Consider the following 14,765-nt stretch of genomic DNA (forward strand, 5'->3'; position numbering starts at 1 on the left):
GCCTACATGGCTATAGGGACTTTAACATCTCCGTAATTGACAGAATCTTTAAAGATTTCTTCCACTTTAGCCACAAGGATACTCACCGCTTGATTGTCTAAGGACATTTTATGCAACCCTTCGCTCAAAGCGTCCTTATCAAAACCACGCGCACGCACTAACGCAAACACTTCCTCATTGTTAGGATTGATATAAATCCCTAAACGATCCACATTCATCAAGCTATCATAAATGGGCTGTGTCATTTGGATAAACATTTCATTAGTGATCTTTTGCTTGATGCGGTTGGATTTAGAAAGGTAAGCCTCTTTGAGTTTATGCACAATATTTTGCGCCACTCTTATTGTCGCTCTTTTGGTAGCGATTTTTTCTATCTCTTCAGTTGTCTTACCATCCACAATGTGCGAACTATCCACCCCTTGCGTGAGATACTGGCTACGATTTTGCAACATCCAATAAGGCACATCTTGCAAAAAAGAATTTCTTTGTGAAGTGTTTGGGCAAGTACAAGCCTGCAACATTAAAACGCCCAACCCGCATAAAACCAATTGCTTGCTTTTTAAAAAAGATTTTTCTAACACGCTATCCCCTTTGATTTTGATTTTACAGAGTGTAACATAAATCTTTAAGATTTAAACAATAATTAGGTAAAAAAATAAAAAAATAAAATGATTAAAACTTCGTTAAAAAAATCAACACGCAGTTAAGCATTAGAATAAGCCGGGTTCTGTCAATGGATGGCCATTTATCTGGGAAATATTTTGCAATATTCCTCAAGCGAAGCGCGTATCAATTTAGACTTACCATGCGCTTCTTGCTACAAATTGGGTTTGCCCAAACAAGCTAAATTGCTTTAGCTCTGGTGGGCTCTTACCCCACCCTTTCACCCTTACCTTAAAAAGGCGGTTTGCTTTCTGTGGCACTTTCCCTTAGCTTACGCTAGCCATCCGTTAGATGGAATTTTGTCTAATGTAGCCCGGACTTTCCTCTATTCTAAAATAGCGACCATCTTCTAATGCGTTAATATATTAGAAAAAAGTAGCTTTAAAAGAGTTTAAAAATTAAGGGTATAGAGAATATTTTTATGATTCTCATAGCTCACAAGGATAAACTCATTATCCCTAAACCCTCCAGCACTGATATTTTTAATCTCTTTAGGCAAGCCATAAACTTCAAGAATCTCTTCTTTTGTAGGGTCTATGACTAAAAGCGTGTTAAATTCCTTACTGAACGCATAAAGCTTATTATCCTTTAAAGCTAGCGTGCTGATAACTAACTCGCCCAGTTTCCTTTTTTCTTTAAGTTTGGCATTACCTAGTTCAAGTAAAAACTCCCCATGCACCTGTTTGTCGCTATTACGCATAGAGATAATAATCAAATCCTTATAGCGTTTGTTAGGAGCGGTAATCAAATAAGTGAATTTAACCCCTCTTCTTGCAGCGCTGATATAATAGTTTTTCGCCCTAGAAGTTTTTAAGCGGCTGCGCTCCACTTCGTCAAAAGAGTCAGCCCCCTCTAAAAAATAAGGGAAGTTTTTAAGTGCGTTAGCGTTTTTGTTAGGAGTGATTTCTACGCTCGTTTTATTATTGCCCATGATCACAATGTTTTCATCTTCGTTAAAATCCGCCCCCACGAACGCCCCCACCGTCGTGCTGTAATAACTATCCAACACCATATGGCTGTGAATGGTTTTCAAATCGTTACTTACAAGATAAAGCCCTTGGTTTTCTGTGGTAAGGATCGCCTTGTCTTCATTGAAACTCAAATCCGTGATCGCTCCATTCAATTTTAAAAAAAGCTCTTCTTTTTTTTCAATCTTTAGAGTTTTTGCAATTTCTAGAGGCGAATGCTCATAATCATTATCTTTAGGCAAAGCGCTCAATTTCAAAGGCTCGCCCACATCTCTCCTGCCTAAAACGCTTCTTGGGAATTTCAAATGATCCCAATTCTCCATAGACCAGACCGATTCTTTCAAATTCCACGAAAAACGCACCGGATCGCTTTGCCCTATGTAAGGGAAAGGCCCGGTAGAAACAAACGCCTGTATCGCATTAGAACCCACCACAATAAAGAAAACATAAAAAGCGCTTTTTTGGAGCGCGTTTAACGAATGATCTTTGAAAGGTTGGGTATTAGGGGCAAAAAAGAGCAAAACCCCTAAAAGCGTTATCACGCTAAAAAAGACAAAAAGCGCCCAAAACTGCGTGTGCAAGCCCAAAATAGCGAGCGCAAAGCCCTGCCCCACATCTTCTAAAGCATGGCCACCCGTATGATAAAAGCTCTCATACAGCCCGCTACTAGCCATGAGTAGCAGCAATGCAATGTATTTAGGCTTAAACCCAAAACGCACCACCAAAAGCGCCACCGCCCCTATTAAAATCATGTTGATGCGTTGCGCCCAGCAAAAAATACAAGGCGAATCTTTCAAAACATAACCAAAATAAAAATTCGCCAAACCCACAGGAAAGATTAAAATCCCTAAAATTGCCAAAGAAAAAAGATTGTAAAATCGGGTTTCTTTATCCATGCATCCCCCTTATAGATTCATATTAGGCAAAACGCTAGAGCTGTGGGCTATAAAAATAACAAGCTCCACCAACCACACCACAATCAAAATCCCAAACGCCCAATTTTCTTTTTCAGGCTTTTTAAACGCTATCAAAATAGCGGCCAGACTTAAAAGCAGTCCTAAAAACTCCATGCCGTTCCTTAAAATTTTCGTAGGATTATACTCAAAAATAAACTATTGGATAATTAAAAAATATCTAGTGGATAACTTTTGAGAGAATTATTTTAAGGGAGAAAGCCCTAGTTATCCATATTTGATTGAAACAGAGCCAATTTTATGATTTCTTTTTTAACTTCCCATAGATTTTTTTAATTAGAGATAATATTTTAAACAATCTCTCTTGCTTGTTTGTCCTAAGACTTCTTTTTAATACGCCATAACTTTGTGAAGGTTTTAAGATACAAGACAGCAAAGAAACATCGTTACAAAACAAGGGCAGAGCGTTTTTATGCGTCGCGTCTGGAAAAAAATAAATTTGTTTGAATTGCTCTTGATCTTGAATACTAGGATTGTCAATGAAGAAATTCACCCATTCTATCACATCATGAATGTCTAAAGGAATTTGACTTTCTTTAAAATATGAAGCATATCCAACAGCCCCTTCTACTATTTCTTCATAAGCTTTAGAGCGGTATTTTTCACAAGATGAAACGTCTTTTTGATAGATTGGAACGCCATTTTCTACATTTAAAATAGGGTATTCAGGGCTTGTTAGCAAAAACTCCATGAAATCCCAATTATGAAAATAAACGGGTTTAGGGTGTGAAAAAGGTAAGAAACTCACGCAATCATAATTTAAAATTCTTAGGAGATCCACATAGCAACCCAAAACTTCTTTGTTTAAAGCTTTTTGGATTAACTCTTGCGAAGAGTAGCCCAAAGTAATCGTATCTACAATAGCGATATTTCCCTCTAAATTTAATGAAGACAAGTATTTTCTGTAATTATCTAAACATTTTAACGCTAAATGGCGGCAATGTTCAAAATTGCTATAGAGATATACATACGCCTGTTGGTTGGTGGTGATTTGTTTCTTTTTAACTTCTTCTTCGCCTTCTAAAATACGCAAAATCTCCAAACTCTCGCCCTCTACGACTTCTAAAAATACCGCTTTTTTTAAAATTCTGGGAGCATAGACATAAGTAGTTTTATATGAATTTGGATATAAAATATTAAAAATTTTTTGCAATAAATAACCATCTCGCGCAACAAACACTAAAGTATCAATATTTCTTTTGTGAATCTCTTTATAGATAAACTGGCAATAAGCAACGGCTACAATTCCTGCCTGCATCGCTCCCAAGAGAAACCAATAATCAAATTTTTCATGTTTTTGAATATGATTTTTATAAAAAACGCATAAAGAACCTAAAATAAAACTTTGCGCAACACTGGTTGGAGTGAACATTTTGTATTTAGGAAAAGCTTCTTCTAATTGTTTCAACACGCTTTTTCTAAATAGCGTTGCTATGCCTAAACTTTTAGGCATAGCGTCGTCTGCCCAAGAATTATCACCGATATGCAACATTTGCGTGTGAGTAATATTTTCTTGTTTTAAAACATGTTTAAACAAATCTTTTGAATGTTTAGTGAGCATTATATGGTTACTAAGATAGAAATTTGTATAACCACCAAAGCCCTTAGAAATTAAAATATCTTCAAGGACTTCTAAAGGTAAATACATATCTGATACAATAATCACTCTTTTATTGTTCTCTTTAGCGAAACGATAGAGTTCTAACATCTCCAAGTTTGGAATAAGCATCTCTTTTTCAGTGGCGATTTCCACTCCCTTATATGAATGAAACTCTTTTGGGATTTGATAATAAATTTCATCTAGAGTGATGTCTTGTTTTTTGCTTAATTTTCTAGATTGCATTTCTGCCAGGATTCTTGCTTGATGAAAACCTTTAATATTATATTTAGTCTCAATATACCAAAATAAATCTGTGGGTTTAATGAAAGGTCTTAAAAGAAGGGTATCAAAAATATCAAAAGAAATCACATCGTATTTTAAAACCTCACTTTTTGCCCCATCCAAAAATTTGCGCATACAAGAATCCTTTGTAAAATTTGAGCATTATATCATTTTTTTTTTTTTCAAAAATACAAAAAAAGGGGAAAAAGCTACAGCTAAAGAAAAATAAGATAAGGAGTTACCCCCTTATTTTTTCAAAGCTTCTAAAGCATGTTTTTTGCCAATTTCAAAGGCTTTTTTGTTCGTTTCAGCGACTTTTGCAGGGACTTTTTTAAGCATGGTGTCTAGCACGATATTTTCTTCCACGCATTTAGTCAGCTCCACGGTAATCGCTAGCGCCACCACCGATTGCGTGATAATGTTACCCACTTCATCTTTAGCGATACTGATAATGGGGATTTTATAAAGCTGGTATTTTTCTTCATCTTCTTTAGTGGGGGTTACCAGATTGGGATCAATGACAACGATACCGCCTTTTTTAATGTCGCTTTTAAACTGGTTGTAGCTGATTTGAGCGACTGAAAGCATGAAATCAATCTCGCCCTCTTTAGCATAAGGGAAAATGATTTCATCTCTATCTAGCAAAATATCCACTTTAGTAGGCCCTCCACGCACTTGCGAAGTGTAGGTGGAAGTCTTAGTACCATAACCCCCACTCACAATCTTAGCCTCAGCTAAAATCTCTCCCGCTAACAACACGCCTTGCCCTCCAACGCCTGTAAATCGTAACTGCGCTTCCATTATTGTTTTCCTTGTGCTTTTTCAATGATTTCTTGATACGCTTCGCAATATTCTTTCCTGTCCGTGTCATGCTTTAAAACGCCTGTAGGGAATTTATCCACCCTTTCTTCAGGACTCATGGCTTCAAACTGGCGTTTGCTCACTAATCGGCTTTCCATCCATTTTAACATTTGAGACGCTTCGCCCATTTTATTCTTACGCCCTAAATTGATATGGCAATTGCTATGGACATCAAAGAAGCTAAAACCCTTATGCGTGAATCCTTCTTTAAGCACTTTTTCTAATTTTTGAGGGTCTAAAACGCTCTCTCTAGCCACAAAACTCGCCCCTGCAGCGGTGGTTAAAGCGCATGGGTCAAACTGGTTGTCAATATTCCCCCATTGAGCCGTAACCGTCCACATGCCATTAGGCGTGGTGGGCGAAGTTTGGGAGTTGGTCAAACCATAAATGAAATTATTCACTAAAATAAAATTCAAATCAATGTTTCTTCTGCATGCATGCATGGTGTGATTGCCTCCAATCGCAAAGCCATCGCCATCGCCAGAAACCACGATCACATGCTTACTAGGATTAGCCAGTTTAATCCCTGTCGCATACGCTACAGCCCTGCCATGCGTGGTGTGAACGGTGTTGCAATTCACATACGAACTCATGCGCCCACTGCAACCAATCCCGCTCACCAAGCACACATCATCCATTTTCCAACCTAAAGCGTCAATCGTGCGGATAATGGATTTCAAAATCACGCCATCGCCACAGCCCCAACACCACAAAGTGGGTATTTTATCCACACGCAAATATTCATCATAATTAAACGCCATTTTAAAGCTCCTTCAACTTTGCGATGATTTGTTTGGGCGAAATCGTGCGCCCATTGGCTTGCCCAAAGAAATGCACTTTCCTTTGCATAACCCTTTCAATTTCTTCTAAATATTGCCCCTTATTCAATTCAATCACAAGGATTTTTTCGTATTTGTCCCCTATTTCTTTCAAGCGTTTAGCCGGGCTTGGCCATAAGGTTTTAGGCCTAAAAAAGCCGACTTTTTGCTTGCTTTCTTTATTGTAATCTTTCAAAGCCTCTTTAACCGCTAGAGAAACCGAACCATAAGCGATGATAACGATTTCAGCGCCCTCTAAATCCATTTCCTCATTTTCATTGATAATGTCTTGCTTGGATTCAATCTTATGGAATAATCTGTCAATCAAATCCCCACCGATTTTGGCGTCTTCAGTAGGAAAGCCAATGGGTCCATGGTGTAAGCCTGAAACATGGTAGCGATAGCCTTTGAAGAAAGGGTTTAAAACGGCCGGTTCGTCTTGCGTGACTCCATAAGGCTTGTAGTCTTTTTTATCGCCCGCAAATTCCTTACGATTAATGGTCATCTTTTGCACTTCTTCTAAATCCGGGATTTGCACCTTGCCATACATATGCCCCACGGTTTCATCCATGAGCAAGAACACAGGAGTCATGAGCATTTCAGCCAAATTGAACGCGCGAACGGTTTCGGTGTAAGCTTCTTCTAAATTCGCAGGAGCGAGCGCGACGGCTTTAAAATCCCCATGTATAGGGTGTCTTAAGAAATTCACATCGCCTTGAGCCACACGAGTGGGCATTCCGGTTGATGGGCCTGAACGCATCACATCAGCGATCACTAAAGGGATTTCTGCCATGAAAGAATAACCGATTTGCTCCACTTTCAATGAAATACCAGGACCAGAACTCGCTGTCATAGACTTCGTCCCGCTCATGCTCGCCCCTAAAGACACGCTAATCCCGCTGATCTCATCTTCCATTTGGATAAAATGGCCACCGCATTTGGGCAGAGCCACGCTCATCGCATGCATAATATCTGAGCTTGGCGTGATAGGATAGCCCCCAAAAAACCGACACCCCACTTCAATCGCCGCTTTAGCGACTAATTCATTCCCATCAGAAATAATCTCACGCATTATTTGCCTCTCCCTTCTAAAATAGTCTCTTCTAAGAGCATGTATTTATTGGCCTTAACTTTTTCGCTTCTTTCTTGGGCTTCTTTAGAAACTTTAGCGAATTTGAAATCCTTCCTATCAGCCACGTAAATCGCAAAATCCGGGCAGTGCAACTCGCATTGCACGCAACCAATACAGCTCTCTGGGTAGGCTACTTTAGCCACTTTTCCAAGCACCCTTTCTTTTTCAATCCCCATGCCAAGAACCCCAGCAGGGCATACCGACACGCAAATATCACAACCCTTACACCTGTCTTCATTCACCCAAACGGCAACCCCATCTGGAGCGTTCATTTTAGCCATTCATTCTCCTTTGTGCTAAAAGCTGTATTTTAAGCCCTAGCAATCAAAATTTGCCTAAAATTGTAGCAAGCCTTTTTTAACAAAATCTAAAATGCTTTAATAGTAAGAACTTAAAATTAAAATGAGAAAATACTAAACACTTTTTACTCAATTTAAAAGAAAAAACGCCCCATTAACCCTAATTTTAAAAATGATTATTAGAAAGATTGATGTTTTTTAAATGCTCCTTATAAGTCGCGCTGAAAGCATGTTTTTTATCCGGCATTTTCACAAAATACAAAAAGTTAGTTTTTTTAGGGAATACCACCGCTCTAATCGCTTCTAGGCTCACGCTCCCCACAGGATTTTTAGGCAAGCCCTTAAATTTATAAGTATTGTAGGGGGTGTTATCGGTTTTAATGCGCTCTTTGGTCACTTTAGCGTGTGAAAATTCCTGATAATTCAAAGCCCCATCCATTTGTAAAGGCATGCCTTTTTTCAAGCGGTTAAAAATCACGCTCGCAATCAGGGGCATTTCTTCAGTATTAGCGGCTTCTTTTTGCACAATAGAAGCGAGAATGATTTTTTCAAACCACTCTTCTTTATGGTAGTATCCAAGCCATTGTTTGCTTAAAGCTTCGTGTTTTTTAAGGGATTGACCGATTAAAGCTTGCATGATTTTAAAAGCGTCCTCCCCTAAGGGTAAATGATAAGTGTCTGGCCATATCACCCCATCTTCTATCACAGAGCCGTTTAATCGTGGCGCGATGCTTTCATAAGCTTCATTGAGATCGCCAACTCCTAACTGGTAAGTTTCGCTCAAAATTTGCGTGAAAAAATAGCGGGTTTCTCCAGGGATTAAAGTAACGCTTTTTTGCGCCGCTTTTGCTTTGATCAAACGGACTAAAAAATCCCCCTTCCTTAAAGCCCCATCGCCCATGTCAATATAGCCTTTTTTAGGCATGCCCATTAGGCACAACAAAAGCAAATCCAAAGCGTTAATATCCACGCCTTGCTCTTTCAAAGAAAAAAACACTTTTTTGAGCGAACCTTGCGGGACAACCACCACTTTATTAGGATAAATTGGTATACTTAAATAAAAAAGAATACTGATGAATAAAAGAAAACATGTATCCAAGAAAGTGTTTAATGTCATTATCTTGTTTGTGGCAGTATTCACTCTTTTAGTTGTCATTCACAAAACCCTTTCAAACGGCATTCACATACAAAATTTAAAAATTGGGAAACTTGGCATTTCTGAATTATACTTAAAACTCAATAACAAGCTTTCTTTAGAAATTGAACGCATTGATCTCTCTTCTTTCTTCCATCAAAAACCCACTAAAAAGCGTTTAGAAGTTTCTGATTTGATTAAAAATATCCGTTATGGTATTTGGGCGGTGTCTTATTTTGAAAAGCTGAAAGTCAAAGAGATCATTTTAGATGATAAAAATAAAGCCAATATCTTTTTTGATGGGAATAAATACGAGTTGGAATTTCCAGGAATCAAAGGGGAATTTTCCCTAGAAGATGATAAAAATATCAAGCTTAAAATCATCAATCTGCTTTTTAAAGACATTAAAGTCCAAGTGGATGGCAACGCCCACTATTCACCCAAAGCTAGGAAAATGGCGTTTAATTTGATTGTCAAGCCCTTAATTGAACCCAGCGCTGCAATTTATTTGCAAGGGCTAACCGATTTAAAAACCATAGAATTAAAAATCAACACTTCTCCAATGAAAAGCCTAGCGTTTTTAAAGCCCCTTTTCCAACGCCAATCGCAAAAAAATTTAAAAACATGGATTTTTGACAAGATCCAATTTGCTAGCTTTAAGATTGATAACGCTTTAATTAAAGCCAATTTCACTCCTAGCGAGTTTATCCCATCGCTTTTGAAAAATTCTGTAGTTAAAGCCACTTTGATTAAACCTTCAGTAGTTTTTAATGATGGCTTATCGCCCATTAAAATGGATAAAACCGAATTGATCTTCAAAAACAAACAGCTCCTCATACAGCCCCAAAAAATCACTTATGAAACCATGGAATTAACCGGCTCTTACGCCACTTTTTCCAATTTGTTAGAAGCCCCCAAGTTGGAGATTTTTTTAAAAACGACCCCTAATTATTATGGCGATAGCATTAAGGATTTATTGAGCGCTTATAAAGTCGTTTTACCTTTGGATAAAATCAGCATGCCATCTAGCGCGGATTTGAAACTCACCTTACAATTCTTGAAAAACACCGCCCCCTTATTTAGCGTTCAAGGCAGCGTTAATTTGCAAGAAGGCACTCTCTCGCTCTATAATATCCCCCTTTATACGCAAAACGCTAATATAAGCTTAGATATTACCCAAGAATACCAATACATCTACATAGAAACTACCCACACCCGCTATGAAAACATGCTGGATTTAGACGCTAAAATCGCTTTAGATTTGAATAAAAAAACCCTTTCTTTGGATTCTTTAGTCCATAAAATACGATTCAACACTAACAATAATATCAACATGCGTTCTTATGGCTTGAACAACGACCCAGATAACCCACAGCCTACTAAATTTTCTTTGGATTTAAAAAGCTTGCATTCTGTTATTCAAGAGGGTGAAAACTCAGAGACGTTTAGAAGAAAAATCATAGACACCATTAAAGCCCAAAGTGAAGATAAATTCACCAAAGATGTTTTCTACGCTACAGGAGACACTCTTAAAAACCTTTCTTTGAATTTTGATTTTTCTAACCCCAACCACATGCAATGGAGCGTGCCACAACTTTTATTAGAGGGCGAATTTAAAGATAACGCCTATGTTTTTAGAATCAAAGATTTGAAAAAAATCAAGCCCTATTCCCCTATTATGAAATATTTCGCCTTAGAAGATGGCTCTTTGGAAGTTTCTACGAGCGATTTTATCAATATTGATTTTTTTGCTAAAGATTTAAAAATCACTTTACCCATCTATCATAGCAACGGCAAGCAGTTTAATTCCCTCTCTTTATTTGGCTCTATCAATAAAGATGAAATTTCTGTCTATACTCCAAGCAAAAGCATATCTATAAAAGTTAAGGGGGATCAAAAGGATATTACCCTTAATAACATTGATTTGAGTATTGATGATTTTTTAGATAGTAAGATGCCAGCGATTGCGGGATTATTCTCAAAAGAACGAAAAGAAAAACCTAGCTCTAAAGAAATCCAAGATGAAGATATTTTCATTAGCGCCAAACAACGCTATGAAAAAGCCCACAAAATTATCCCTATCTCTACACGCATCCATGCTAAAGATGTCGTGCTGATCTATAAAAAAATGCCTTTTCCTTTAGAAAATCTTGATATTGTCGCTCAAGACGACAGAGTGAAAATTGATGGCAATTATAAAAACGCCATGATCATGGCGGATTTAGTGCATGGGGCTTTGTATCTTAAGGCTCATAATTTTAGCGGGGATTATATCAACACCATCCTTCAAAAAGATTTCGTAGAAGGAGGCTTATTCACGCTTATTGGGGCTCTTGAAGATCAGGTTTTCAATGGCGAATTGAAATTCCAAAACACAAGCTTAAAGAATTTCGCCCTCATGCAAAACATGGTCAATCTCATCAACACCATTCCCTCTCTCATTGTCTTTAGAAACCCTCATTTAGGGGCTAATGGCTATCAAATCAAAACCGGCTCCGTTGTTTTTGGGATCACTAAAGAATATTTAGGGTTAGAAAAAATTGATCTTGTCGGCAAAACGCTTGATATTGCTGGCAATGGGATCATTGAATTAGACAAAAACAAATTAGATTTGAATTTAGAAGTTTCCACTATCAAGGCTTTGAGCAATGTTTTAAATAAAATCCCTATCGTGGGCTATCTCATTTTAGGGAAAGAAGGTAAGGTAACCACTAATGTGAATGTCAAAGGCACGCTGGATAAACCTAAAACTCAAGTAACTTTAGCGTCAGATATTATCCAAGCGCCTTTTAAAATCTTGCGCCGTATTTTCACGCCTATTGACATCATCGTGGATGAAGTCAAAAAAAACATTGATTCAAAAAGGAAATTAAAATGACGCTCAATGAAGCCATTAAAGACAAAACTTATGAAATTGTAGAAATCGCTAACTGCGATGAAGCCCTTAAAAAACGTTTCCTCTCTTTTGGTATCCATGAAGGGGTTCAATGCACCCTTTTGCATTCTTCCATGAAAAAGGCCACGCTTTCAATTAAAATCAACCGCATTCAAGTGGCTTTAAGATCCCATGAAGCGCAATACCTTGTCATCAAAGAAAGCACGCAAGAATGAGCTTGAAACGCGCTAAAACGAAAGCCCAACAGATCAAAGAGCTGCTCTTAAAACATTACCCCAACCAAACCACCGAATTGCACCATAAAAACCCCTATGAATTGCTAGTGGCGACCATTTTAAGCGCCCAATGTACGGACGCTAGAGTGAATCAAATAACGCCCAAGCTGTTTGAAAAATACCCGAGCGTGAACGATTTAGCCTTAGCTTCTTTAGAAGAGGTTAAAGAGATCATCCAATCCGTTTCGTATTCCAACAACAAAAGCAAGCATTTAATCAGTATGGCGCAAAAAGTGGTTAGGGATTTTAAGGGCATTATCCCCTCTACGCAAAAAGAACTGATGAGTTTAGATGGAGTGGGGCAAAAAACCGCTAATGTGGTGCTTTCAGTGTGTTTTGACGCAAATTATATGGCGGTAGATACCCATGTGTTCCGCACGACGCACCGCTTAGGGTTAAGCAACGCTAACACGCCCATTAAAACCGAAAAGGAATTGAGCGAGCTTTTTAAAGACAACCTATCCAAACTCCACCATGCCTTAATCTTGTTTGGCCGCTACACCTGCAAGGCTAAAAACCCCTTATGCGGTGCGTGTTTTTTAAAAGAATTTTGCGTTTCTAAAGCTCGCTTTAAGGCGTAGTGGCTTTATTTGTTATAAAATTTATAGTAAAATTAAGATTTTATAATCACAAAGTCAAATCATTCTTGAAAGAGTAGAGTTTTATGCCAGAAACAGAAGCTAATAAGCTAAAAATAGCCGAAAAAGAAAAAGAGAAAGCGAATAAAGAAAGAGAACTAGAGCTTTCCACTTATTTAGAAGAACTCATTTGCGATTATAAAAATCTTTTGGACATGGAGATTGTTTTTAGCGCGGAACTTGGCTCTACGCAAATCCCTTTGTTGCAAATTTTGCGTTTTGAAAAAGGCTCTGTGATTGATTTGCAAAAACCCGCCGGAGAAAGCGTGGATACTTTTGTGAACGGGCGGGTTATTGGTAAGGGTGAGGTGATGGTTTTTGAAAGGAATTTAGCCATTCGTTTGAATGAAATCCTTGATTCTAACGCCATTGTGTATTATCTCGCTAAAAATTCATGAGATTGTTGTTCTTGTTACTGAGCGCTACTTTGATGTTATTGACTGAAGAAAAAATACCTTTAAATGATGACGCCCCCATTAAACTGGTTCATTGGCAAAATGCGTTAAAAGAAGTCCAACCCGATTCAAACGCTCTAGCAATACCACCCATAAAAGCCGTGCAAACCACGCTCACTTTTGAAACGCCTTTTAATAAAACGCCTAAAATCATGGAAGTTGAAGGGCAAAAAGTGATTGTTTTAAAAAACGCTAAACTAGATTCTAAAAAAATGATGGATTTTAAAGAAGCCTCTTTGAATGCCTTAGAAATGTTTTCCTATCAAAATGACATCTACCTCTTGTCTAAAAAAGCTAAAGTGGAATTAGAAATCCAAGCTTCAAACAGCAAGGATAAAAAGCAGCTCCGCTTTCTTTTTTTGCCTAAAGGTTTTCATTTAGCCCCACCGCCTAGCTTGAAAGAAAAATCTCAGCATGCCAATCTCGCAAGCCAAGATGAAAAAGAGCAACCCCAAAGCCCCTTAAACACCCTAGAGTTAAAACCCCCACTGGATTTAAGCCATGCTTATAAGGCGCTAGCGGTTATTGCTGCCTTACTCTTAATATTGTATATAATCAAAAAAAAGATTGTTCCCACACAAAGGTCTTTTTCTGCAAAAGATTTTAAGTTAGAAGTTAGTGTTTTGGGTCGTGTTGATGCGAACCATAAAATCATTTCCATAGAAACTAATAAGGAGCGTTACTTGGTCTTACTAGGCGATAAATATGGCCTGCTTTTAGACAAAATAAGCCCAAAAACATCTAAAGAAGAACTGATTAAAGAAGCTGAAAATAATATAAAGAATTCAAAATTAGGAAATTTATATGCCGGAAAATTCTAAACTACAACCTGCTAAGTTAGGGAAAAATTTTGACCCTGTGGATCATTCTAACAGGAATTTTTTCTTTTCTCTCATTCTGTCTGTATTGTTGCACTGGTTGATTTATTTTTTATTTGAACACAGAGAAGATTTTTTTCCTTCAAAACCCAAGCTCGTTAAATTAAATCCTGAAAATTTATTGGTTTTAAAAAGAGGCCATTCACAAGATCCCAGTAAAAACAACCCGGGCGCTCCTAAACCCACGCTAGCTGGCCCTCAAAAACCCCCAACACCCCCCACTCCACCCACACCCCCCACTCCGCCAACCCCACCAAAACCTATAGAAAAGCCAAAGCCTGAACCTAAACCAAAGCCCAAACCAGAACCCAAAAAGCCTAACCACAAACATAAGGCTCTTAAAAAAGTGGAAAAAGTGGAAGAGAAAAAAGTAGTAGAGGAGAAAAAAGAAGAGAAAAAAGTAGTGGAACAAAAAGTAGAGCAGAAAAAAGTGGAAGAGAAAAAACCTGTTAAAAAAGAATTTGACCCTAACCAACTTTCTTTCTTGCCTAAAGAAGTTGCACCACCCAGACAAGAAAATAATAAAGGCTTGGATAACCAGACTAGAAGGGATATTGATGAATTGTATGGCGAAGAGTTTGGGGATTTAGGCACAGCCGAAAAAGATTTCATCAGGAATAATTTAAGGGATATTGGGCGCATCACGCAAAAGTATTTAGAATACCCTCAAGTAGCGGCTTATTTAGGGCAAGACGGGACGAATGCGGTAGAATTTTACTTGCACCCCAACGGCGATATTACCGATCTTAAAATCATCATTGGCTCTGAATACAAAATGCTTGATGACAACACTTTAAAAACCATTCAGATCGCTTATAAGGATTACCCACGCCCCAAAACCAAAACCCTCATTCGCATTAGAGTGCGTTATTACTTAGGAGGCAATTAAAA

The 14,765-nt window shown here is 38.0% G+C and carries 15 protein-coding genes and 1 other RNA gene; 6 read left to right on the forward strand and 10 right to left on the reverse strand.

The window, feature by feature from the left end:
- Nucleotides 1-2 precede the first annotated feature (2 nt).
- From H7N69_RS02240 to mltG, 10 genes are all read right to left on the reverse strand, one after another.
- A complete protein-coding gene (locus H7N69_RS02240; RefSeq protein WP_232260181.1) occupies nt 3-521 on the reverse strand; it encodes a tumor necrosis factor alpha-inducing protein in 519 nt (172 codons plus the stop codon).
- Nucleotides 522-703: 182 nt separating this feature from the next.
- Nucleotides 704-1,019, reverse strand: an RNA gene (rnpB, locus tag H7N69_RS02245) — RNase P RNA component class A.
- Nucleotides 1,020-1,054: 35 nt separating this feature from the next.
- Complete coding sequence (locus tag H7N69_RS02250) at nt 1,055-2,527, reverse strand: disulfide bond formation protein B (protein ID WP_187884676.1); 1,473 nt, start codon at nt 2,525-2,527, stop codon at nt 1,055-1,057.
- Nucleotides 2,528-2,536: 9 nt separating this feature from the next.
- Nucleotides 2,537-2,701 (reverse strand): hypothetical protein, encoded by a 165-nt coding sequence (locus H7N69_RS02255; RefSeq protein ID WP_001947649.1) that lies wholly within the window; start codon nt 2,699-2,701, stop codon nt 2,537-2,539.
- Between the two features lie 142 nt (nt 2,702-2,843).
- Nucleotides 2,844-4,622 (reverse strand): HAD-IA family hydrolase, encoded by a 1,779-nt coding sequence (locus tag H7N69_RS02260; RefSeq protein ID WP_187884677.1) that lies wholly within the window; start codon nt 4,620-4,622, stop codon nt 2,844-2,846.
- Nucleotides 4,623-4,733: 111 nt separating this feature from the next.
- On the reverse strand, nt 4,734-5,288 hold the full coding sequence (locus tag H7N69_RS02265; RefSeq protein WP_000388048.1) for a 2-oxoacid:acceptor oxidoreductase family protein: 555 nt from the start codon (nt 5,286-5,288) through the stop codon (nt 4,734-4,736).
- Nucleotides 5,288-6,109: a 2-oxoglutarate ferredoxin oxidoreductase subunit beta gene (locus tag H7N69_RS02270; RefSeq protein WP_000885307.1), complete on the reverse strand. Its 822-nt coding sequence runs from the start codon at nt 6,107-6,109 to the stop codon at nt 5,288-5,290. Before H7N69_RS02270 ends, H7N69_RS02265 begins: the two co-directional genes overlap by 1 nt.
- Nucleotide 6,110: 1 nt before the next feature.
- Entirely contained in the window at nt 6,111-7,238 is a 1,128-nt protein-coding gene (locus tag H7N69_RS02275) for a 2-oxoglutarate synthase subunit alpha (protein WP_187884678.1), read from the reverse strand.
- A complete protein-coding gene (locus H7N69_RS02280; RefSeq protein WP_001096850.1) occupies nt 7,238-7,579 on the reverse strand; it encodes a 4Fe-4S dicluster domain-containing protein in 342 nt (113 codons plus the stop codon). Before H7N69_RS02280 ends, H7N69_RS02275 begins: the two co-directional genes overlap by 1 nt.
- 184 nt (nt 7,580-7,763) lie before the next feature.
- Entirely contained in the window at nt 7,764-8,753 is a 990-nt protein-coding gene (mltG, locus tag H7N69_RS02285; RefSeq protein WP_187884679.1) for an endolytic transglycosylase MltG, read from the reverse strand.
- On the opposite strand from mltG, the gene H7N69_RS02290 reads away from it, so the two are divergent.
- From H7N69_RS02290 to H7N69_RS02315, 6 genes are all read left to right on the forward strand, one after another.
- Entirely contained in the window at nt 8,671-11,610 is a 2,940-nt protein-coding gene (locus H7N69_RS02290) for a DUF3971 domain-containing protein (protein ID WP_187884680.1), read from the forward strand. The genes mltG and H7N69_RS02290 overlap by 83 nt on opposite strands.
- On the forward strand, nt 11,607-11,843 hold the full coding sequence (locus tag H7N69_RS02295; RefSeq protein ID WP_078262612.1) for a FeoA family protein: 237 nt from the start codon (nt 11,607-11,609) through the stop codon (nt 11,841-11,843). The genes H7N69_RS02290 and H7N69_RS02295 overlap by 4 nt, the downstream gene beginning before the upstream one ends.
- The gene (gene nth, locus H7N69_RS02300; protein WP_187884681.1) at nt 11,840-12,484 is read left to right on the forward strand and encodes an endonuclease III; all 645 of its coding nucleotides are present in this window, start codon (nt 11,840-11,842) and stop codon (nt 12,482-12,484) included. The genes H7N69_RS02295 and nth overlap by 4 nt, the downstream gene beginning before the upstream one ends.
- Before the next feature lie 83 nt (nt 12,485-12,567).
- Complete coding sequence (gene fliN, locus H7N69_RS02305) at nt 12,568-12,939, forward strand: flagellar motor switch protein FliN (RefSeq protein ID WP_001115284.1); 372 nt, start codon at nt 12,568-12,570, stop codon at nt 12,937-12,939.
- Nucleotides 12,936-13,817, forward strand: a complete 882-nt coding sequence (locus H7N69_RS02310) for a hypothetical protein (RefSeq protein ID WP_187884682.1) — start codon at nt 12,936-12,938, stop codon at nt 13,815-13,817. The genes fliN and H7N69_RS02310 overlap by 4 nt, the downstream gene beginning before the upstream one ends.
- On the forward strand, nt 13,801-14,763 hold the full coding sequence (locus tag H7N69_RS02315; protein ID WP_001945492.1) for an energy transducer TonB: 963 nt from the start codon (nt 13,801-13,803) through the stop codon (nt 14,761-14,763). Before H7N69_RS02310 ends, H7N69_RS02315 begins: the two co-directional genes overlap by 17 nt.
- The last annotated feature ends 2 nt before the right edge of the window (nt 14,764-14,765 follow it).

The sequence above is a fragment of the Helicobacter pylori genome (assembly GCF_014497725.1).
GTDB lineage: Bacteria > Campylobacterota > Campylobacteria > Campylobacterales > Helicobacteraceae > Helicobacter > Helicobacter pylori_DE.